Genomic DNA, 21321 nt, shown 5'->3' with positions numbered 1-21321 from the left:
GTAAAATTTATGAATAAAATTTGTCAGCTATTGCTAATTTTATTTTCTACTTATGTAGTTCAAGCTCAAGTTGTACCTGCTGCTCAGGACACTATTCCTAAAGGTTTTTCGGTAGGTAAAATAGCTGTTAAAAATCCTAAAAGTATTCTTTCAGGATATACGTACGATCCTCTTACTGATAGGTATGTTTACACCAATACGGTAGATGGGTTTACCATAGATTACCCTATAATTTTGACTCCGAAAGAATACGAGAATTTGGTTTTGAAAGAATCAATGCGTAATTATTTCAGAAAGAAATTAGATGCTGTAGACGGGAAAAAGCAAGGTGCTGACGCAGCAAAAAAGGATTTGTTACCTAAATATTACGTTAAATCGGGTTTGTTTGAAACTATATTTGGTGGAAATGCCATCGATGTAAAACCTACGGGTTCTGTTGAGATGGATTTAGGGATGCGGTATACTAAACAAGACAACCCTTCTTTTTCGCTAAGAAATCGTTCTACTACAACTTTTGATTTTAATCAAAGAATAAGTTTAGGATTGACAGGTAAGGTTGGAAAACGCCTGAATGTTAATGCTAATTATGATACACAGTCTACATTTTCTTTTCAAAATTTAATTAAGATTGCTTACGACCCTACTTATAGCGCTAGTGATGATGCTATCATACAAAATATTGAGGTAGGTAACGTAAGTATGCCATTAAACAGCACCTTAATTCGTGGTGCACAGAGTTTGTTTGGAGTAAAAACAAAATTACAATTCGGAAAGACAACCGTTACAGGAGTATTTTCTGAGCAAAAGTCTAAGACAAAAAGCGTCGTTGCTGAAGGTGGAGGAACGGTTCAGAATTTTGATATTTTTGCTTTGGATTATGATAGTGACAGACACTTTTTCTTATCCCAATATTTTAGAAGTAGGTATGATGCAGCCCTTAAAAATTATCCATTCATAGACAGTAGAGTTCAAATTACTAGATTGGAAATTTGGGTAACCAATAGACAAAATAGAATCACAACTACTAATAATAATATTAGAAATATTATTGCAATTCAGGATTTGGGAGAGAGTCAATTGACAGGATTGCCGGACAGTGAGGTTGTTGTTTTGAATCCTGCCACAGGAATTTTTAATCAACCGGCTGATTCTCCTTCAGATAATACCAATAATGATTATGATCCAGATCAAATAAAATTAGGTACAGGATTATTGAATAGTAATATCCGTGAAATGGTTTCTGCTAGTTCTGGATTTAATACCTCAGTGAGTGAAGGACAAGACTATTCTAAATTGGAGAATGCCAGAAAGTTGAATCCAAACGAATATACTTTTCATCCACAATTAGGATACATTTCATTACAACAAAAATTAGCTAACGATGAGGTATTGGCGGTAGCGTATCAATATACTATCGGAGATAAAGTATATCAGGTTGGTGAGTTTGGTAATGATGGAGTAGATGCTACAGTGGTAACAGGAAATACGCCTTCTACTCAGGCGGTAATTACTCAGAGCTTAATTCTAAAGATGCTTAAAAGTAATTTGACGAATGTTAAAAATCCTGTTTGGAATTTGATGATGAAAAATATTTATCAAATACCGGGAGGTTATCAATTAAAGAAAGAGGATTTTAGATTTAATATTCTGTATACCGATCCTTCTCCTTTAAATTACATTACCCCAGTATTAGGAACTCCCTTTCCTGTGAATCCAATCCCAGAAAACAAAGTGGCAGAAACTCCTTTGTTAAAGGTTTTCAATTTGGATAAATTGAATTATAATAATGATCCGCAAGTAGGAGGAGATGGTTTTTTTGATTTTATGCCTGGGTTGACAATTGATGCTCAAAACGGTCGAATTATTTTTACGGTAAAAGAACCTTTTGGAGAATTACTTTTTTCGAAATTATCCAATATAGGCTCGGGAGAAAAGTACAGTGATGTCGATACCTATAACCCGAATCAAAAAAAATATGTTTTCAGGAATATGTATCGAAATACACAATCTGGAGCATTGCAAGAGAGTGAGAAAAACAAATTCCTACTGAGAGGAAAGTACAAATCTTCTACGGGTGACGGAATACCCATAGGTGCGTTTAATGTTCCTCAAGGTTCTGTGAGAGTATCTGCCGCGGGAAGAGTTTTAGTAGAAGGGATTGATTATAGTGTGAATTATCAATTAGGGCGAGTACAAATTTTAGACCCGTCTTTACAAGCCTCTAATACTCCAATTGAAGTTTCGTTAGAAAATAATTCCATTTTTGGTCAACAGACTAGACGTTTTATGGGAGTGAATGTAGAACACAAAATTTCTGATAAGTTTCTGGTTGGTGCTACATTTTTAAAAATGACTGAAAAGCCATTTACGCAAAAATCAAGTTTTGGTCAAGAGTCAGTGAATAATACTATTTTTGGGTTCAATACCGCTTTTTCTTCTGAAGTTCCTTTTTTAACACGATTGGCTAATAAATTGCCGAATATAGATACCGATGTTCCTTCAAATATTTCAGTAAAAGGAGAAATCGCATTTTTGAAACCAGATACTCCAAAAGCAGATCAGTTTCAAGGAGAGTCAACTATTTATGTTGATGATTTTGAAGGGTCGCAATCGACAATTGATATGCGTTCTCCCTATGCATGGAGCTTAGCTTCTACACCAGTTAATGATACTGAAAGTCGATACAATTTTAATGAAAGTACTAATAATTTGACTTACGGATTTAAAAGAGCTAAACTAGCTTGGTATTCTATTGACCCCGTTTTTTACACTCAAAGACCATCGGGAGTTTCAACCGAAGATGTATCTTTAAATTCTACTAGAAGAATATTTAGTAAAGAGCTTTACCCATTAACTGATATTGCTCAGGGACAATCTCAGGTTGTAAATACATTAGATTTAAGTTATTACCCTTCAGAGCGAGGTCCTTATAATAATAATCCTTCAACTTCGTTAAATCCAAGGGATAATTTTGGAGGAATTATGCGCGCTATCAATGCAACTAATTTTGAACAAGGAAACGTAGAATATATTCAGTTCTGGGTTTTAGACCCTTATGTGGGTCAGGGAGCTTCATCCCCTTCAAACATAGGGAAAGTGTATTTCAACTTAGGCGAAATTTCAGAAGATGTCTTGAAAGATGGAAGGAAGCAATATGAAAATGGACTAGGGCCGAATCAAATTTTGGCTAATCCAAGACCGATATGGGGAAATGTACCTGCATCCCAATCATTAATTTATACATTTGATACTAATGCTGATAATAGAACTAATCAGGATATTGGATTAGATGGATTAAAAAATGATGACGAGGCTTCGACCTATTCTAATTTCACTACTGAAACAGATCCAGCAGCAGATGATTATACTTTTTATTTAAATGCCACTGGAGATGTTCTTAATAGGTATAAGAATTATAATGGAACTGATGGAAATTCAGCCGTTTCAATTGATACACCTAACAGAGGTTCGACTACATTTCCAGATGTTGAAGATATCAACAGAGATAATACTATGAATACCATCAATGCGTATTATGAATATAGTATTGATATGATGCCTAACATGAATGTAGGGCAAAATTATGTTACGGACATTAGGAATACACAGGTAGAATTGCCTAATGGTTCTTCAACTGAAGCACGTTGGATTCAATTTAAGATACCAGTTTCTCAACCTCAAAATACTATTGGAAGTATTTCTGATTTTCGTTCGATTCGTTTTATGAGGCTATTTATGACAGGATTTAATAATCCTGTAGTACTCCGTTTTGGAGCTTTAGATTTGGTTCGTGGCGAATGGAGAAGATATACAAATACATTAGATGTTAGAGATACCAATGTGGATGATGATAGAACGGATTTAGATGTTTTAGCAGTCAATGTTCAACAAAATAATGAACGCTGTCCAATTAATTACGTTACACCTCCAGGAGTAGTTAGAGAACAATTGTATAATAACAATACCGTTATTAATCAGGATGAGCAATCACTTTCATTACGAGTTGCTGGCGATGGTTTAGAAACAGGCGATGCAAGGGCTGTATTCAAAAATGTAAGCGTAGATATGCGTCAGTTTAACAAACTGAAAATGTTTTTACATGCAGAATCGTTGCCCAATGAAATTGCTATCAGAGACAATCAGATGATTGGATTTATTCGTTTTGGAAATGATTTTACGCAAAATTTTTATCAAATCGAGATTCCATTAAAAGTAACTTTGCCATCATCATCGGCTAACTCTGATTGTTCTCCGTTAAGCCCAGAAGTAGTTTGGCCAGAAGAAAATCAAATAGATCTGGCTTTGGAACTGTTGACCAAATTAAAAATTCAATCGATGAGTATCGATCCTACAACGCTGCCGCAGGATGGAATTTACTATCAAAATGAAGATGAATTAGATCCGAAATTAACCAACAAACCCAACAAACTTCGATTGGGAATTAAAGGGAATCCAAATTTTGGTTTAGTTCGAACATTGATGGCAGGGGTAAGAAGCAATGAAACGTCGAGACGAATTAAAGGTGAAGTCTGGTTCAACGAACTTCGACTAGCCGATATGGATAATAAAGGAGGTATGGCAGCGATATTGAATGTTGATTCTAATATGGCCGACTTTGCAACGGTGTCAGCTTCTGGAAAGAAAAGCACTATTGGTTTTGGAACTTTAGAGCAGGGTCCAAACGAAAGAAGTAGAGAAGATATTCAGCAATATAACATTGTAACTAACTTAAATTTAGGAAAATTGTTTCCCAAAAAATGGGGGGTTAACTTGCCTTTCAATTATGGCGTAGGAGAAGAAATAATCACTCCAGAGTACGATCCGTTTAATCAAGATATTAGATTGAATCAACTATTGGATAACACAACTGATGCTGCCCGAAAAGCTAATATTCGCAATCGTGCTATTGATTACACCAAACGAACTAGTGTCAATTTTATAGGGGTTCGTAAAGAAAAGAATCCAGAAAAAAAAGGACATATTTATGATGTAGAAAATTTTACTTTTTCTCAGTCAATTAACGAAGTACAACGCCATGATTTTGAAATTGAGGATTACTCGGATCAACAAGTAAGTTCTTCAGTAGATTTTGCTTACACTTTCAATTCAAAACCAATTGAGCCTTTCAAAAAAGCCAATTTCATGAAGAAAAGTAATTATTGGAAATTACTTCAGGATTTTAATTTTAATTTTTTACCTGCCAATGTTTCCTTTAATACTGATATAGTTAGACAATACAACCGTCAACAATTTAGGCAAGTAGATGGTGTTGAAGGGATAGGTTTAGATGCGCTCTATAGAAGGAATTATGCGTTCAATTATCAGTACGGTTTTAATTATAATTTATCGAAGTCGTTAAAGTTAAATTATGCGGCATCTTCTGGAAATATTGTAAAGAGTTATTTGAATTCAGACAATACTTCAAAAGAAGGTTGGACAGTTTGGGATGATTATTGGAATATTGGGACTCCGAATCAACATCAACAACAAGTTGTACTAAACTATGAACTTCCAATAAATAAGATACCTCTATTCAGCTTTATAAAGGCTACTTATTCCTATACCGCAGATTATAGTTGGCAACGCGCATCAGAGGCGTTATCAAGAATTGAAATAGAAGGTGCGTCTTATAATTTAGGGAATACTATTCAGAATGCTAATTCTAACAATCTGAATGCCACTTTTAATATGGAAACTTTATATAAATATTTAGGGTTGACCAAGTCTAATGCGGCAATAAATTCGAGACCGAGAATTACGACACCACCCAAACCAGGAGAAAAAATCGCTAAAACTAACGAGCAACAAAAACAATCAAATCCATTGGTAGACGGTTTCATTGGTGTTCTGACGAGTCTGAAAAATGTTCAAATGAATTACACCTATAATAGTGGGACAGTACTTCCAGGCTATACTCCGGGGATAGGTTTTTTAGGGACTTCTAAACCTACACTGGGATTCATTTTTGGAAGTCAAGATGATGTGAGATACGAAGCAGCAAAACAAGGATGGTTAACTAATTATCCTGATTTTAATCAGAACTTTACTCAGGTACAAAATAAAATTTTCAAAGCATCAGCTAATGTGGATTTGCTTCCAGATTTAAAAATTGATTTAACGTTAGACCGATCGTATTCTGAAAATTTTTCAGAACAATACGATGTAGCTAATGGAATTTATAATGCAAGATCGCCGTATAGTTCGGGTATATTTTCTATCTCAACAGTTTTAGTTAAGACAGCTTTTTCAACTAGTGATGCTAATTCTTCAGCAGCTTTTGATGATTTTAGAGAGAACCGACTAGTTGTAGCCAATCGACTAGCGCTTCAACGTGGAATTGACATAACAAATCCCTCTAATATTGATTCAGAAGGCTTTCCCTTAGGTTTTGGCAAAAATAATCAAGCCGTTTTATTACCTGCTTTTCTGGCAGCTTACTCGGGGTCAAATGTAAATGATGCTTCTTTGGGAATTTTTAAAAGTTTGCCCTTACCTAATTGGTCGTTACGATACAACGGATTTATGCGATATGAATTTTTTAAGAAAAACTTCAAACGCGTTTCGCTTCAACATAATTATAGAGCTTCTTATACTATAAATGCCTTTCGATCTAATTTCGAATATGATAAAAACCCAAACGGAGTCGATAAAAATGGGAATTTATTGAATTCGACCATTATGTCTAATGTAAATTTAGTGGAGCAATTCAGTCCGTTAGTGCGAATGGATTTTGAATTGAAAAATTCGTTAAAAGTATTGACAGAGATCAAAAAAGATAGAGCATTATCGATGAGCTTTGATAATAATTTATTGACAGAAGTGAAAGGAATAGAATATGTTATTGGTTTAGGGTATCGATTTAAGGATGTGATATTCTCTTCGCGATTAGCAGATAATCCTACAGGAATTATAAAAAGTGATGTTAATTTGAAAGCTGATTTATCGTTAAGAGACAATCAAACTATTGTAAGGTATTTGGATTATAATAAAAATCAATTGGCAGCAGGACAAAATATTTGGTCATTAAAAGTGACTGCAGATTATTCGTTGAGTAAAAACTTAACGGCTATTTTCTATTATGACCATTCTTTTTCTAAAGCTGTTGTTTCAACGACTTTTCCGTTGACTAATATTCGATCTGGATTTACAATTCGATATAATTTTGGAAATTAATTTTTAATTATAATTTAAATTTCGAATGAAGATAGTACCTTTGCCCTCTGAAATAGAATAATTAATTTATTATATATATTATGAATATACCTGCAAATTTAAAGTACACAAAAGATCACGAATGGGTAAGCATTGACGGAGATGTTGCTACGGTTGGAATTACTGATTTCGCTCAAAAAGAATTGGGAGACATCGTTTATGTTGAGGTAGAAACTTTAGATCAGACTTTAGCAAAAGATGAGGTTTTTGGAACAGTAGAAGCAGTTAAGACAGTTTCTGATTTGTTTTTGCCTTTATCTGGAGAAATTATTGAATTTAATGAAGAATTAGAAAGCACCCCAGAAAGTGTTAACTCTGATCCTTATGGAGCTGGTTGGATGATTAAAGTAAAAATCTCTGATTTAGCAGAATTGGATTCGTTACTTTCAAGTGAATCATACAAAGAATTGATTGGTGCTTAAAAATTTGTTTTTTTGGATTGCATTATGTTGGACAGGAGTGGTAGGCTTTTTTTGTTTGACTCCTTCTAATGATATTCCAACAGTTAACATTCCAAATTTAGATAAATTAGTTCACGCTTTTTTTCATTTTGTTTTTACGATACTTTGGTTTTTGTTTTTCAAAAAACAAGTTAAAAAAAAGAATCAATTGAAGCTTCTTGTAGTTGCTTTTTGCTTTTCTTTACTATTTGGAATAGGAATTGAAGTTTTGCAAAATAAATTGACCACAACTAGAAGTGGAGATTTTTTTGATGTTTTGGCTAATCTTACGGGTGCAATCTTAGCATTTGTCTTGGTGCTTTTTGCTAAAAGAATAAGAAAAAAATCCATTAAAGAATAAAAATACAAATCCCACTTCGGTGGGATTTTTTATACATTGAAAATTATGAGATTACAACCTACCTCCATCATATCGTTTGCGCTCTTCTTGATTACTTTGGCGGTTAACATATCGATGCCGCTTTTTAGACCGTATGCTGAGGTGGCGGGATTCAATAATGGTCAGACAGCATTGGTATTGGCGACTTATATTTTAGGGATGTTGCCTTGTTATGTTTTTTTAGGAGGTATTTCGGATCGAATAGGAAGGAAACCAGTTTTGCTTTTTAGCTTGTTTTTGGCCTTAGCTTCGAATCTTACGATAACGGTATTTCCAACGGTTTATGCTTTGATTTTTGCTCGATTCTTTCAAGGAGTAGCTTTGGCATTAAGCATGGGAACAGGAACAGCTTATATTTCAGAAATCGTTTCTAAAGATGTGAATGCCTCTGTCCGTGCGGCTAATGCTACTTCAATGGCAACAGCAATTGGTTTTAGTGGAGGAGCTTTTATGACAAGTATCGCTTTGTTAATCCATTTTACGTATTTACCTATCACTTATTTTGTTGCTATTGTAATTACAATTACAGGAGTTGTATTGGCTTTTTCTCTTCCTAAGTTACCGCCAATAGGAGGTAATTTGGTTCGATTGCCTTATTTTCCTAAAGGGTCATTTCCAGTTAATTTGTCCATCGCGATTTGTTGGGCAACCACAGGAGTAGTTATTGCAATTATTCCTACTCAATTGGCTATATTCCATTTGACAGCTTATGCTGGATTTTGTTTGGTTCTAATTAATTGGACAGGTGGTTTTATGCAGCCGTTTATTCGAAAAAGATTCCAGCCTAAGACAAGTCTTAAAATAGGATTTGCCCTTATTCCTTTTGGTTTTGGTTTAGTGATTTTGGGATCCTATTTAGGGATTTTACCAATAGTCTTATTAGGTACAGCTTTTATTGGTTCAGCAGCTTACGGGTTTAGTTACCAAGGAGGATTAGCTATAATTGCTGATTTAGGTGGTAGCCAAAAAGCGCGCGCTGTTTCGGGTTACATGTTTTTTGGTTATGTTGGTTTTGGGATTCCTGCTGTAATATTAGGATTTTTAGCTGATGCTGTCGGAATTGTGACTTCTTTATTAGTTTTCGAAATTATAATTCTGCTTTTAAGCCTGTATTTGTTTCTTACTTTTGATAAAGGAGAAAATTAATTTTTCTATTTTTTATTTGTCAAAAAATCTAAAATTCAGGTTCCACATTCTGTAATCTTATTTGTATCTTCGCGCCAGTTTTATACCAAATACATTGAGTACAATTTCTCTTAAATCCATTTATGTCGATTTTAAAGCAATCACTAAGGCTGGTTTGGCCATTAGTGTGGTTTTTTCTTCTATAGCAGGTTTTGTACTTGGCGAAGCAGATTTTGCGACTTTCAATTGGATTGTATTATTAAAATTGACAATTGGAGGATATTGTATGGTGGGCGCTTCTAATGCTTTTAATCAAGTGATTGAAAAAGATTTAGATGCCTTGATGGACAGAACTAAAAACCGACCAATTCCTGCAGGTAGAATGCAGCCTAATGTTGCTTTGGCAATTGCTAGTTTGTTGACGATAATCGGGATCTTTTTGTTGTATACAATCAATCCTAAAACAGCTATGTTTGGGGCGATTTCTATTTTTTTATACACAAGTGTTTATACACCCTTAAAAACAGTTACCTCTTTGTCTGTATTTGTCGGAGCTTTTCCGGGAGCCATTCCGTTTATGTTAGGATGGGTGGCGGCAACGGGTAATTTTGGAATTGAAGCAGGAAACTTATTTTTAATTCAGTTTTTTTGGCAATTTCCTCATTTTTGGGCAATTGGGTGGTTTTTATACGAAGATTATGAAAAGGCAGGGTTTTTTATGTTGCCAACAGGGAAAAAAGATAAAGGAACGGCATTACAGATTATTTTGTATACGATTTGGTTGATAATTGCATCACTTTTACCCGTTTTGGGATATACAGGGCAATTATATAGTACACCAATTGCTGCGGTTCTTGTGTTTTTGCTTGGCGTTTGGATGTTGTTTTATGCTGTGCGATTGTATCAACTACGAACTGCTAAAGCGGCGAGAACGTTAATGTTAGTAAGTGTTTCGTATATTACTTTGTTACAATTAGTTTATATATTTGACAAATTTTTAAGATAGTTATGGATAGGACAATAATACAAGACGAAGAAAAAGCCAAAAAGTCAAGATCAGCTAAGTTGATTTTGTTGTTTGCAATGGTAAGCATGACCATGATGTTTGCGGGTCTTACAAGTGCTTTTGTTGTAAGTAAATCGAGAGCTGATTGGTTGAAAGATTTTCAATTGCCATCTGCTTTTTACATCAGTACAGTTGCAATTATAGGATGTAGTGTAACATTTCATTTGGCTAAAAAAGCAATACAAAGAGATGATCGTTCTAAGACTACAGCATTTCTTTTGACTACATTAGCATTAGGAATTCTGTTTGTTATTTTGCAGTTTATAGGTTTTGGTCAAATAGTTTCAGAGGGGTATTATTTTACTGGACAAGCGAGTTCAATTACTACTACTTTCCTTTATATAGTTACTTTGATGCACTTATTGCATCTAGCTGGAGGGATAATTTCACTTTTAATCATAATTTATAATCATTTTAAACAAAAATACAATTCAACACAAACTCTTGGAATTGAACTAGGTGCGATGTATTGGCACTTTCTCGATATTCTATGGGTTTATTTATTTTTATTTTTATTTTTCTTTAAATAAGAAAAAAACGTAAATTTGGGAACTTTTTAACGAATAACTTTTTATGGGAGCGACAGTTACTACTGCAAATAGTGAAGAAAAAACTTGGGGAGGCGGAAATGAGCCAATGGGAGCAAGTTATGGTAAATTAATGATGTGGTTTTTTATCGTATCAGATGCCTTGACATTCTCTGGATTTTTAGCGGCTTACGGTTTTTCTAGATTTAAATTTATTGAAACTTGGCCTTTGGCTGATGAAGTGTTTACCCACTTTCCATTTATGCATGGAGTATCTGCTCCAATGTATTATGTGGCATTGATGACATTTATTTTGATTTTCTCATCTGTAACAATGGTTTTAGCTGTTGATGCAGGTCATCAATTAAACAAAAAGAAAGTAACCATTTATATGTTTCTTACTATTATTGGAGGTTTAATTTTCGTTGGTTCTCAAGCTTGGGAATGGAAAAACTTCATTAAAGGAGAATATGGTGCTATCGAAACAAAAGGAGGTAGTTTACTTCAATTTGTAGACAAAGAAGGGCATAGAGTAGCTTTGGCTGATTTTGCTACAACTTTACCTGAAGAAAGAGAGCAATTGACAAGAAGTAAAGGAAGATGGTTCATGGAAGAGGCTACTTTACCTACTTATTCTGTTGCTGAAGTTCAAGCAGGTTTTGAAGCACATCCTGATTTGTTAATCAGAACAGAAACAATCACTAAAGAAAAGAAAAAAACAGTTTTATCAAGAGAAGAATCTGTGGCTAGATTGAAAGATGCTGCAGTTGTTGTTGAAGGAGCTAATTTAATTAGAAATGAATACGGGAATAAATTATTTGCTGATTTCTTTTTCTTCATTACAGGATTCCACGGTTTCCACGTTTTTTCTGGAGTTATCATTAATATCATTATCTTTTTCAATGTTCTTTTAGGAACGTATGACAAAAGAAAAAGCTATGAAATGGTTGAGAAAGTGGGGTTATACTGGCACTTTGTAGATTTAGTTTGGGTATTTGTATTTACAGTATTCTATCTTGTTTAATTTTCAAAAAAAGTAATTATCATGTCACACGAACACGTATCAAATACTAGTAGAATCTGGAAAGTTTTCGGAATTTTATCTGCAGTTACAATTATAGAGGTTATTTTAGGTATTATAAAGCCAGAATCTCTTCATATGACTAATGTTTTAGGATTAAATTTATTGAACTGGATATTTTATGCATTGACAATTTTTAAAGCATATTATATTGTATGGGCTTTTATGCACATAGAAGGAGAGAAAAGTTCATTGAGAAATGCAGTGGTTTATCCAGTGGTATTTTTAGTATTATATATTCTTTTTATTCTTTTGACCGAAGGGGATTATATTTATGGGGTTTTTAAAGATTCTACGATTAAATGGAATTTTTAACACGATATTAATTCAAAAAAGAGGTACGCATTGCGTGCCTTTTTTTATTTTTGTACTTTATAAATAGAGTCTATCTACCGATGAAAAAAAATATTGTTCTTTTTACTCTTTTTGTTTTGCCTATTGTGGCCTATTTGTTTTTTGCATCAGGTGTAAATAGTTATACTAAGTTGCCGGTTATAACATCTAAAACTGCTGACTTTGGCAATTGGAAATCTCTAAGTGGAAATCAAGTGAGTTTGAATGGTAAAGTGACGGTGTTAGGTTTTGGAGGAGCTGAATTGTTGAAAAATAGAGGTAATCTTTTTAACTTGAATCAGAAAGTGTATCAACGTTATCACGGATTTAAAGATTTGCAGTTTGTTTACCTATGTCCTTTTGGGACTGAAAACGATGCAGAAAAAATTCTTAAGGCATTAGGGACATTTACAGAAATGTCTCAATGGCAATTTGTTTTTGCATCTCCTATGGAAATTTCTAAGTATCATAAACAATTGCATTTAGTTGGAAAATTAGATGCTAATTCGGGTACGTCTATGATTTATATTCTGGATAAAGAGCGAAATCTTAGAGGAAGAAAAGAAAATAAAGAATACAAAGAAGGGTATGACACTTTTCATCCTTCAGAATTAAGTAATGAAATGTTAGATGATTTTAAAGTGATTTTGTATGAATATCGAGCGGCACTTAAGAAAAATCATAATGCTTCCAGAAAAATTTAAAAACGAAAGTAATGAAAAATAAATCCTATATAGGAATATCATTTATCATTTTGGTTTTTGGAATTTTGGTAATTCCTAAAATTATTGATCGAATTCAAAATGGGAATGTAGTAAAAGGTGATCGTTTGGATAAAGTGGCAGCTGGATCTTCGCAAGAAGAAAGTTTAGTTACAATTGGACCGGCACCTAAATTTCAATTAACAAATCAAGATAATCAAAAGGTTTCCAATGCTACCTATCAAGGAAAAGTGTTTTTAATTGAGTTCTTTTTTACAAGTTGTCCGACAATCTGTCCAAAGATGAATCAAAGTATGTTGGTTATTGAAAAACAATTTTTTGGTAATCCAAACTTTGGGATCGCTTCGATTAGTATTGATCCAGAACATGATTCGCCTCAAGTATTGAAAGAACATGCTAAGTTGTTAGGTGCAACTTCGTCGAATTGGCATTTTCTTACTGGAGATAAAACCTATATATTAGATTTAGCCAATAAAGGATTTAATTTGTATGCTGGTGAGAATAGTAAAGTGAGCGGTGGATTTGAACACTCTGGACTTTTTGCTTTGATTGATAAAAACGGAACTATTCGTTGTAGAAAAGATAAATTTGGGAATCCTATTTTATATTATGATGGCTTAGATCCTGAAGGAGTAAAAGACATTCAAGAAGATATTAAACTATTATTAAAAGAATAAAAATGAAAGATAATTCAACAGTAGATCAAAAGTATAATAAACTCATCGTATTCGTATCTGTATTGATACCTGTAGTAGTGGCGGTTTTGTTCCGTGTTAAATTGAAAGACTTTGGTTTTGATGTGGAGCCGTTATCTTTTTTACCCCCAATTTACGCAACAATTAACGGAATTACAGCTGTAGTCTTAGTTAGTGCTGTATTAGCGATTAAAAAAGGAAATAAAGAGTTACATCAACGTTTAATGACTGTGGCGATAGCTCTATCGTTAGCTTTTTTAGTAATGTATGTGGCATATCACATGACATCTGATTCGACTAAGTTTGGAGGAGAAGGATTTATAAGATTGGTTTATTTCGTTTTGTTGATATCGCATATTCTTTTGTCAATTGCAGTAATACCTTTAGTATTAATTACCTATGTACGTGCTTTAGCTGCCAAATTTGATCAACATAAGAAAATAGCTAAAATCACTTTTCCTATTTGGTTATATGTTGCTATAACGGGTGTTATTGTGTACATAATGATTGCTCCTTACTATGTTCAATAAAACAATATCATTAAAGATTAGAAAGAGAAGTATTGTCAATGTTCTTCTCATTTCTATGCTTTTTTCGGCTTTATCTTTAACCGCAAATGCGCAATGCGCGATGTGTAGAGCCGCTCTAACTAGCGAAGGAAATAAAACTAAAGCCGAAGCTGTAAACGATGGAATTGTGTATTTAATGGTTATTCCGTACTTATTGGTGGGAGGAATTGGATATGCGATTTACAGAATGAAGAAGAAATAATTTATTTTAATCCATCGACTGTAATATTCACTACACCGTTTATGGTTAAAAAAGCAATAATAGCTTGATTAGTCAATTGTATTTTCTTGAATTGTATGTCTTCAATTTTACCATTGACAAAAACGCCTGGCATAGGCGAGTAATTTTTTAAATAGGTCATCATACTTTTTTTACCTTCCTCTAAATTAGTTTGAATAGAATAGTGACAATTGGCCTGAATTTTATTTAAAATATAGCCTTGTGCTAGCCAGTTGGCGGTTTGAACTAATTTGTTTTTAGTATCCAAAGCATAATCCATTTGGTTAAAATATATTTCCTTAGTAGTTTCATTGTATTGGGGTAAGCCGGTCAGGTAAATTGTTCCATTGATACTTCCAAGAACATCTAAAGCAATCACCATTTTGTTGTTTTTATGCCAAATGCTTGCGTTTTGCACTTTAATTTTCTTTTTGCCAGAACCAAATTCTTGGCCTGCAAAATTCTTGGTTATAATTTTTGAAGCATCATCATAATTAGAAACAGCTGTGATATTGGCTGTAATTTGATTTGGAATTTTGGTAGCAGATTTTAAAACAATAGTATTTGCATTGAATTTTGTTTCAGGTTTCTTACCAATCAGCGTTTCCATAGCGCATTTAATCCCCATATCCAATTGAATAGTCTGACCTTTTAATTTAGCATTGGTGCTATAAATTTCTATAGGGGTAAGTCGAAGCCAACTTTCATATTGTTCACTCATTTGGAAGGGAGTGCTTATTTTTTCCAAAGCATTTACTACATTGGGTTTAAAGTCCATTGATTTGGCTATTGATTCGTCTATTTTATGTTCTATTTTCGATTTGAAAAGGGTTGTGCTAGAATTAATCAAAAAAGTGATAGGAACATTTTTTCCAAAAAGTACCATAGTTGGGCTTTCATTCCAATCTAACGATTCTAATTTGGTTTTGGTGTCCAATTTCCAATTTACTAAATTCACTTCGCTTACTAATGTAATCACGCCATTGAGATTGAACTCTTTAATAGTGTATAACTCAACTCCCAGTTTTTTTGTTCCTATACGGTATTTTACATTGGCTTTTAACGGGAGTATGGTTTTAATTTTTTCATCAGCATCTTTGGAACTGTTTTCCATCGTTATTGGTGCAAGTTTCCAAATCTTTATTTCGATATCATCATCTTCAATAGTATTGTCTTCGTAGATTAACCCATTTAGAAGATTATTGGTTTTATTTTCAATGTCTTTTAACTGTATAGTGATGGGTAAATTGATGAAAGAAGGACTGTTTTCATAAACCAACGGAACAGCATCGTCAGGCTCAGGCTTGAAGGTGTTTATTTTTGATGGTGCGGAACAGTTCGCTGCTAAAAGAAGAAAACTGAATGAAAGAACAAAAATGCGGATACGTTGCATTGGATTTGAATTTGTCTAGCAAAATTACTAAAAGAATTATATTTTTAGGTGTAATTGTAACAAATGCGAAGTTCGGATGTCTAATTGTTTTTAGTTTCTAAAATAATTACAGCTTCGGCTCTAATTCTTAAATAGAAAACTTAAATTTGTGTAGTATCTTTACAGAACATTCATTCAAAGTATATGAGAAAAAATAGTTGTTTCAGTTTGATTGTAATCCTATTTTTTGGATTGTCAACTCAGGCACAATCCAAAAAATGGACCTTAGAAGAGTGCGTAAAATACGCTTTGGAAAATAACATTTCAATCAAACAATCTGAGTTAGATACTCAAACGGCTGCAATTGATAAAAGAGGTGCTTTGGGTAATTTCCTTCCTTCTATTAATGCAACTACTAATCATTCGTGGAATATCGGTTTAAATCAGGATATTACAACGGGTCTTTTACGAAATCAAACTACTCAATTTACTTCAGCCGGAGCTAATGTGGGAATTGATATTTATAAGGGGTTGCAAAACCAAAACAATTTGCGAAAAGCTAATTTAGCGTTAATTGCTTCTAAGTATCAATTGCTAAAAATACAAGAAGACATCGCATTGAATGTGGCTAATGCTTTTTTACAAGTGCTTTTTAATAAAGAAAATTTAAAGGTGCAACAAGAACAATTGTCTATCAATGAGAAACAATTAAATCGCGCTACAGAATTAGTAAATGTTGGATCAATCCCAAGAGGTGATGTGTTAGACATTAAAGCTAATTTAGCTTTAAACCGTCAGAATGTAGTTGCTGCAGAAAACACGTTGTTAATTTCTAAATTGAGTTTGGCTCAATTACTTCAATTAAAAGATTTTGAAGGTTTTGATGTAGTCGATGCAACTTCTATGAATGAGGGTGTCACTATTTTATCTCAAACACCATCTGCAATATTAGACAAAGCAAAAGAAACTAGAACAGCTCTTAAAATTGCCCAAACTAATTTAGAAATCGCTCAAAAAAATCTAGTAATTGCTAAAGGAGCTTTTCAGCCTACTATACAAGGATTTTATGGGTTTAATACAAGAATTTCCTATGCTGATGTTGCGATTGTATCTGGTGGAACAATTGTGACGAAACCAGCTAATCCTTTTTGGACCCAATTCAGTGATAATAAAGGGCAATCCTTTGGAGCTCAGTTATCAATTCCTGTTTTTAATGGATTTTCAGCTAAAAATAATGTGGAGCGTTCCAAAGTTAATTTAGAGAAGTCAAAAATTGCTTTAGAACAACAAAATTTAGATTTACAGCGTACTATTTACGCAGCATTTACCGATGCCAAAGGGGCTTTAAATGCTAATGTTTCAGCAATTGCGGCTTTAGAGTCAAGACAAGAAGCATACAATTATGCTAAAGAAAAATTTGCTGTTGGTTTGATGAATTCTTTCGATTTCAATCAAGCTCAAACCTTATTTGTTAATGCTCAATCTGAAGTACTTAGAACCAAATACGATTATATATTTAAAATTAAAATTCTTGAATTCTATTTCGGAATTCCAATCATTAAAAACTAATTTATTATGTCAAAAAAGACCATATACATCTTAATAGGTGCAGCAGTAGCTTTAATTACTTTGTTAATCGTTTTGTCAAAAACGGGAGTCATTGGAAACAAAGACGAAGGAAAAGAAATTGAAATGGTTGATGTTAATGCAACAACTATTATTGAAACCGTTTCTGCAACTGGAAAAATTCAACCTGAAATTGAAGTTAAAATAGCATCAATGGTTTCTGGTGAAATAATTGAATTGCCAATTAAAGAAGGCCAAGTTGTTAAAAAAGGAGATTTATTAGTAAAAATTAATCCTGATTTATATACCTCTGGTTTGAATAGAGCACAAGCTAATTTATCAGGAACTAAATCTGGTTTGCAGCAGGCTGATGCAAGTTTTAATGAAGCTAAAGCAAGTTATGAAAGAAATAAAGTCTTGTTTCAAAAAGGCATCATTTCTAAAGCAGATTGGGATAAATCGATTGCATCTTTTGAAGTAGCTAAATCAACCAAAGAATCAGCATACTACAATGTTAGGAGTGCTTCAGCTACAGTAAATGAGGCAAAAGACAACTTAGGAAGAACGATTATTTATGCTCCAGCGGATGGAACGGTTTCAGTACTAAACGTGGAATTAGGAGAACGTGTTTTGGGAACCCAACAAATGGCAGGAACTGAAATTTTAAGAGTCGCCAATTTGAACAATATGGAAGTGGAAGTGGATGTGAATGAAAATGATATTGTTAAAATAAAGGTAGGCGATGAAGCTAAAGTGGAAGTAGATGCCTATTTGAAAAAAGAATTCAGAGGAGTGGTTACGAGTATTGCTAATTCAGCAAGTTCAGCTTTAACAGCTGATCAAGTGACTAATTTTAAAGTGAAAGTGCGCATTTTAAAAGAATCATACCAAGATTTATTAGAAGGGAAACCAGTTACTTATTCTCCATTTAGACCAGGAATGACAGCTACTGTTGATATTATTACTAAAACTAAAAAGAATGTTTTGGCAGTGCCAATTAGTTCGGTTGTAGTAAAATCAGATACATCGGCAGTAAAAGAAATTAAAGTGGAAGATCCGGAAGAAGAAAAAGCTACTCCTAAAAGTGATAAAAAATTCGAATGCGTTTTTGTAAAAGTAGGGGATAAAGCTAAAATTAGAGTAATCAAAACTGGAATTCAGGATGATACCAATATTGAAGTTTTAACAGGACTTAAAAAAGGAGATGTAGTAATTACAGGGCCTTATACAACAGTATCCAAAGAATTAAATTCTGGAGATAAAGTAAAAATCAAAAAGGATAAGAAATAAAAATAGCATTGAATTATATTTTAAATATTGAAACGGCTACTAAAAATTGTTCTGTAGCTCTAGCAAAAGAGGGTCAAACCATTATTTGCAAAGAAATTGCAGAAGAAGGCTATTCCCATGCCGAGCGTTTGCATGTTTTTATTGAAGAAATAATACAAGAAGCTGGAATTACTTTTCAAGATCTAAAAGCCATTGCGGTTAGTCAAGGTCCGGGTTCTTATACTGGATTGCGGATAGGAGTTTCAGCGGCCAAAGGCTTGTGCTTTGCACTGAATATTCCTTTGATTGCGGTAGATACTTTGCAGGTGTTAGCCTCTCAAGCAACTATTTCTGAAGGATTGATTATTCCGATGCTCGACGCACGAAGAATGGAAGTATACAGCGCAATTTTTAATGCCAAATTTGAAAAACAACGCGAAATTCAAGCAGAAGTTATTACTGAAAATTCATTTGAAACTATTGCTGAAACGGTTTATTTCGTTGGTGATTGTGCCGATAAATGTCAATCGGTTCTAGTAAAATCTAATTTTGTTTTCTTGGAAGAGGTAAAATACCCTTCGGCAAAAGAGATGAGCGCTTTGAGTTTTTCTAAATTCCAAAATAGTGAATTTGAAGATGTAGCTTATTTCGAGCCCTATTACTTAAAGGATTTTATGATTACTACTTCAAAAAAAGTTGGGTAACGGCTTCTTGAAAATCTTCTGTAGGCAATTGACAGGTTTTATTTTGACAAACATAAAAGAGGGTTTTATCTTCAACAAAACGATCTTTTAGAAAAGGCAAATGGGATGGTTTTTCAGTTCCGGCAATAATCACATTAGGAAAATACAAACCCATACTAATTTTGTTTGTTTCTTTTGCATTTGGCCCACAAATAGCCAACTCTTTATTTTGTTCAGACATGGTCAAGGCCAAATCCAACCAATTGGAATATGCCGAAGGATAATCGATATTGGGTAAAAGAATAGTGAGCATTTGTTTGGCTACTTTTTCGTAATACGAGTTGTCAAAATAGATGCTGAGTTGGTATAAATTTTTTGCCATCACTGAATTGGAAGCTGGAATTACATTGTCTTCCGTTTCAAAATGCACGCTGATTAGCGCTTCGTCTTTATCCGAAGTGAATCTAAAGAATGCTTGTTGCTCATCGTAAAAATGTTCTAAGGCATAATCCGTTAGTTGCTTGGCATCGTGGAGCCATTTTTCTTCAAAAGTGACTTCGTATAAAGAAATAAAAGCCGCAATCACAAAGCAATAATCTTCTAAATAGCCATTGATGGTACTTTTGCCATTTTTAAAATTATGAAATAAATTTCCTTCGTTTGACCAAAGCTTTTTGATTATAAAGGTGGCATTTTCTAAGGCTATATCAAGATATTCTGGGTTGCCTAAAGCTTTGTAAGCATCAATATACCCTTTTAACATAATGGCGTTCCAAGATGTTAGGCATTTGTCATCTAATCGTGGTTTAGGTCGTTTTTCTCTTTCGGTATAAAGTAGTCGCTCCCAGATTTTCTTTTTGTTTTTTAATTCAGCTGTAGTAAGTTGATTGAGTTTGGCAATAGCTTCAAGACTTTGGTTCTGAATTAAAACATAATTTTCCTCTTCCCAAAAGCCAAAAGAATTAATATTGAACACTTGACGGAATAAGTCAAAATCGTCTTTTAGAATTGTCTTTAATTGAGGGATTTTCCAAGCATAAAAAGCACCTTCTTCTAAATGATTTTTGTCATTCAAACTATCAGCATCCAATGCTGAAAAGAATCCCCCTTCAGCGGTTTTCCATTCTTTTTTTATAAAATCTAATGATTTCTCAATGATTTCTTTATACAGTGGGTTTTGTGTCAACTTGTATGTGTCGCTGTACAATGAAATCAGTTGCCCATTGTCGTACAACATTTTTTCAAAATGCGGAACATGCCATTTTAAATCAACTGAGTAGCGAGAAAATCCGCCATCAACAGTGTCAAAAATTCCGCCATATCCCATTTTTGTTAAAGTGAGATTCACAAATTCTAACAACTCTGCATCTTGATTTTGATGGGCATACCGAAGTAAAAATTGGTAATTGTTGGGCATCATGAATTTAGGTGCTCTTGCCATACCGCCAAATTCCCAATCAAAGCTCTTTTTCCATTTGGCAACTAAATTTTCTAAAAGCAATTTTTGATTGGAATTTTCACTGCCATCGTTTTGGATTATGGAAATAGCTTCAATTCCTTGATGCAATTTTTTGGCATAGTCTACCATTTTTTCAGGTGCCAACCGATACATTTTTTGCAACTGTTCCAAAGTATCAGTCCATTCGTCCTTTCTAAAATAAGTGCCTCCCCAAACTGGTCGACCATCAGGTAACGCGACAATATTTAAAGGCCAACCACCATGACCTGTCATAATTTGCACTGCTTTCATATAAACAGCATCTACGTCGGGACGTTCTTCTCGGTCTACTTTGATATTGACGAAATGAGCGTTCATTACAGCCGCAACAGCTTCATTTTCGAAACTTTCGTGTTCCATTACATGACACCAATGACAAGCCGAGTAACCAATACTGATAATGATAAGTTGGTTCTTTTTTTTGGCTTCAGCCAAAGAAGTGCTGTTCCAAGCTTTCCAAAAGACTGGATTATTGGCGTGTTGTAATAAATAGGGACTGGTTTCTAAGTGAAGTTCGTTCATTTTTCTGTTGCTAAAAAAAGC

At 33.7% G+C, this 21321-nt stretch carries 17 protein-coding genes; 15 read left to right on the top strand and 2 right to left on the bottom strand.

Annotation, left to right across the window (positions count from 1 at the left end):
- The first annotated feature begins 9 nt into the window (after positions 1-9).
- The 12 genes from sprA to Q0L65_RS06410 all read left to right on the top strand — a co-directional run bounded on the left by sprA (position 10) and on the right by Q0L65_RS06410 (position 14372).
- Positions 10-7173 carry a cell surface protein SprA gene (gene sprA / locus Q0L65_RS06465; RefSeq protein WP_296684616.1) on the top strand — a complete coding sequence of 2388 codons (7164 nt, stop codon included), beginning with the start codon at positions 10-12 and terminating at the stop codon, positions 7171-7173.
- A gap of 80 nt (positions 7174-7253) precedes the next feature.
- Complete coding sequence (gcvH, locus tag Q0L65_RS06460) at positions 7254-7634, top strand: glycine cleavage system protein GcvH (RefSeq protein WP_296684615.1); 381 nt, start codon at positions 7254-7256, stop codon at positions 7632-7634.
- A gap of 4 nt (positions 7635-7638) precedes the next feature.
- Positions 7639-8013 (top strand): VanZ family protein, encoded by a 375-nt coding sequence (locus Q0L65_RS06455; protein WP_296684613.1) that lies wholly within the window; start codon positions 7639-7641, stop codon positions 8011-8013.
- 45 nt (positions 8014-8058) lie between these two features.
- Complete coding sequence (locus Q0L65_RS06450) at positions 8059-9198, top strand: MFS transporter (RefSeq protein ID WP_296684611.1); 1140 nt, start codon at positions 8059-8061, stop codon at positions 9196-9198.
- Positions 9199-9280: 82 nt separating this feature from the next.
- Positions 9281-10183, top strand: a complete 903-nt coding sequence (gene cyoE, locus Q0L65_RS06445) for a heme o synthase (protein ID WP_296685201.1) — start codon at positions 9281-9283, stop codon at positions 10181-10183.
- Between the two features lie 2 nt (positions 10184-10185).
- The gene (locus tag Q0L65_RS06440) at positions 10186-10773 is read left to right on the top strand and encodes a cytochrome c oxidase subunit 3 (RefSeq protein WP_296684609.1); all 588 of its coding nucleotides are present in this window, start codon (positions 10186-10188) and stop codon (positions 10771-10773) included.
- A 43-nt stretch (positions 10774-10816) separates the two neighbouring features.
- Positions 10817-11794 (top strand): cytochrome c oxidase subunit 3, encoded by a 978-nt coding sequence (locus Q0L65_RS06435; RefSeq protein ID WP_296684608.1) that lies wholly within the window; start codon positions 10817-10819, stop codon positions 11792-11794.
- 21 nt (positions 11795-11815) lie between these two features.
- Positions 11816-12166, top strand: a complete 351-nt coding sequence (locus Q0L65_RS06430; RefSeq protein WP_296684606.1) for a cytochrome C oxidase subunit IV family protein — start codon at positions 11816-11818, stop codon at positions 12164-12166.
- Positions 12167-12246: 80 nt separating this feature from the next.
- Entirely contained in the window at positions 12247-12888 is a 642-nt protein-coding gene (locus Q0L65_RS06425) for a hypothetical protein (protein ID WP_296684603.1), read from the top strand.
- Positions 12889-12899: 11 nt separating this feature from the next.
- Positions 12900-13583 carry an SCO family protein gene (locus tag Q0L65_RS06420; RefSeq protein WP_296684602.1) on the top strand — a complete coding sequence of 228 codons (684 nt, stop codon included), beginning with the start codon at positions 12900-12902 and terminating at the stop codon, positions 13581-13583.
- A gap of 2 nt (positions 13584-13585) precedes the next feature.
- Positions 13586-14131, top strand: a complete 546-nt coding sequence (locus Q0L65_RS06415) for a DUF420 domain-containing protein (RefSeq protein WP_296684600.1) — start codon at positions 13586-13588, stop codon at positions 14129-14131.
- Positions 14121-14372 (top strand): hypothetical protein, encoded by a 252-nt coding sequence (locus tag Q0L65_RS06410; RefSeq protein WP_296684598.1) that lies wholly within the window; start codon positions 14121-14123, stop codon positions 14370-14372. The genes Q0L65_RS06415 and Q0L65_RS06410 overlap by 11 nt, the downstream gene beginning before the upstream one ends.
- A gap of 1 nt (position 14373) precedes the next feature.
- Here Q0L65_RS06410 and Q0L65_RS06405 read toward each other — a convergent pair whose 3' ends face one another.
- Entirely contained in the window at positions 14374-15783 is a 1410-nt protein-coding gene (locus Q0L65_RS06405; protein WP_296684597.1) for a DUF4403 family protein, read from the bottom strand.
- Positions 15784-15966: 183 nt separating this feature from the next.
- Here Q0L65_RS06405 and Q0L65_RS06400 point away from each other — a divergent pair, with 183 nt between their 5' ends.
- Genes Q0L65_RS06400 through tsaB form a run of 3 tightly spaced genes read left to right on the top strand, consistent with a single transcriptional unit; the run spans position 15967 to position 19301 of the window.
- On the top strand, positions 15967-17331 hold the full coding sequence (locus Q0L65_RS06400; protein ID WP_296684595.1) for a TolC family protein: 1365 nt from the start codon (positions 15967-15969) through the stop codon (positions 17329-17331).
- A 6-nt stretch (positions 17332-17337) separates the two neighbouring features.
- Positions 17338-18618: an efflux RND transporter periplasmic adaptor subunit gene (locus Q0L65_RS06395; RefSeq protein ID WP_296684593.1), complete on the top strand. Its 1281-nt coding sequence runs from the start codon at positions 17338-17340 to the stop codon at positions 18616-18618.
- A gap of 8 nt (positions 18619-18626) precedes the next feature.
- Positions 18627-19301, top strand: a complete 675-nt coding sequence (gene tsaB / locus Q0L65_RS06390) for a tRNA (adenosine(37)-N6)-threonylcarbamoyltransferase complex dimerization subunit type 1 TsaB (protein ID WP_296684591.1) — start codon at positions 18627-18629, stop codon at positions 19299-19301.
- On the opposite strand, the gene Q0L65_RS06385 is transcribed toward tsaB, so the two are convergent.
- Positions 19279-21300: a thioredoxin domain-containing protein gene (locus Q0L65_RS06385; RefSeq protein ID WP_296684590.1), complete on the bottom strand. Its 2022-nt coding sequence runs from the start codon at positions 21298-21300 to the stop codon at positions 19279-19281. The two genes, tsaB and Q0L65_RS06385, sit on opposite strands and share 23 nt — an antisense overlap.
- Between the last annotated feature and the right edge of the window lie 21 nt (positions 21301-21321).

Source organism: Flavobacterium sp., assembly GCF_024642105.1.
In the GTDB taxonomy this organism is placed as follows: Bacteria; Bacteroidota; Bacteroidia; order Flavobacteriales; family Flavobacteriaceae; genus Flavobacterium.
This window is presented reverse-complemented; position numbering and strand designations above follow the sequence as displayed.

Coding starts and splice junctions, on each gene's coding strand:
- Q0L65_RS06415 (WP_296684600.1), top strand. CDS start 13,586: ATGAAAGATAATTCAACAGTAGATCAAAAGTATAATAAACTCATCGTA.
- Q0L65_RS06400 (WP_296684595.1), top strand. CDS start 15,967: ATGAGAAAAAATAGTTGTTTCAGTTTGATTGTAATCCTATTTTTTGGA.
- Q0L65_RS06385 (WP_296684590.1), bottom strand. CDS start 21,300: ATGAACGAACTTCACTTAGAAACCAGTCCCTATTTATTACAACACGCC.
- Q0L65_RS06410 (WP_296684598.1), top strand. CDS start 14,121: ATGTTCAATAAAACAATATCATTAAAGATTAGAAAGAGAAGTATTGTC.
- sprA (WP_296684616.1), top strand. CDS start 10: ATGAATAAAATTTGTCAGCTATTGCTAATTTTATTTTCTACTTATGTA.
- Q0L65_RS06450 (WP_296684611.1), top strand. CDS start 8,059: ATGAGATTACAACCTACCTCCATCATATCGTTTGCGCTCTTCTTGATT.
- Q0L65_RS06405 (WP_296684597.1), bottom strand. CDS start 15,783: ATGCAACGTATCCGCATTTTTGTTCTTTCATTCAGTTTTCTTCTTTTA.
- Q0L65_RS06440 (WP_296684609.1), top strand. CDS start 10,186: ATGGATAGGACAATAATACAAGACGAAGAAAAAGCCAAAAAGTCAAGA.
- Q0L65_RS06435 (WP_296684608.1), top strand. CDS start 10,817: ATGGGAGCGACAGTTACTACTGCAAATAGTGAAGAAAAAACTTGGGGA.
- Q0L65_RS06420 (WP_296684602.1), top strand. CDS start 12,900: ATGAAAAATAAATCCTATATAGGAATATCATTTATCATTTTGGTTTTT.
- Q0L65_RS06425 (WP_296684603.1), top strand. CDS start 12,247: ATGAAAAAAAATATTGTTCTTTTTACTCTTTTTGTTTTGCCTATTGTG.
- gcvH (WP_296684615.1), top strand. CDS start 7,254: ATGAATATACCTGCAAATTTAAAGTACACAAAAGATCACGAATGGGTA.
- Q0L65_RS06395 (WP_296684593.1), top strand. CDS start 17,338: ATGTCAAAAAAGACCATATACATCTTAATAGGTGCAGCAGTAGCTTTA.
- Q0L65_RS06430 (WP_296684606.1), top strand. CDS start 11,816: ATGTCACACGAACACGTATCAAATACTAGTAGAATCTGGAAAGTTTTC.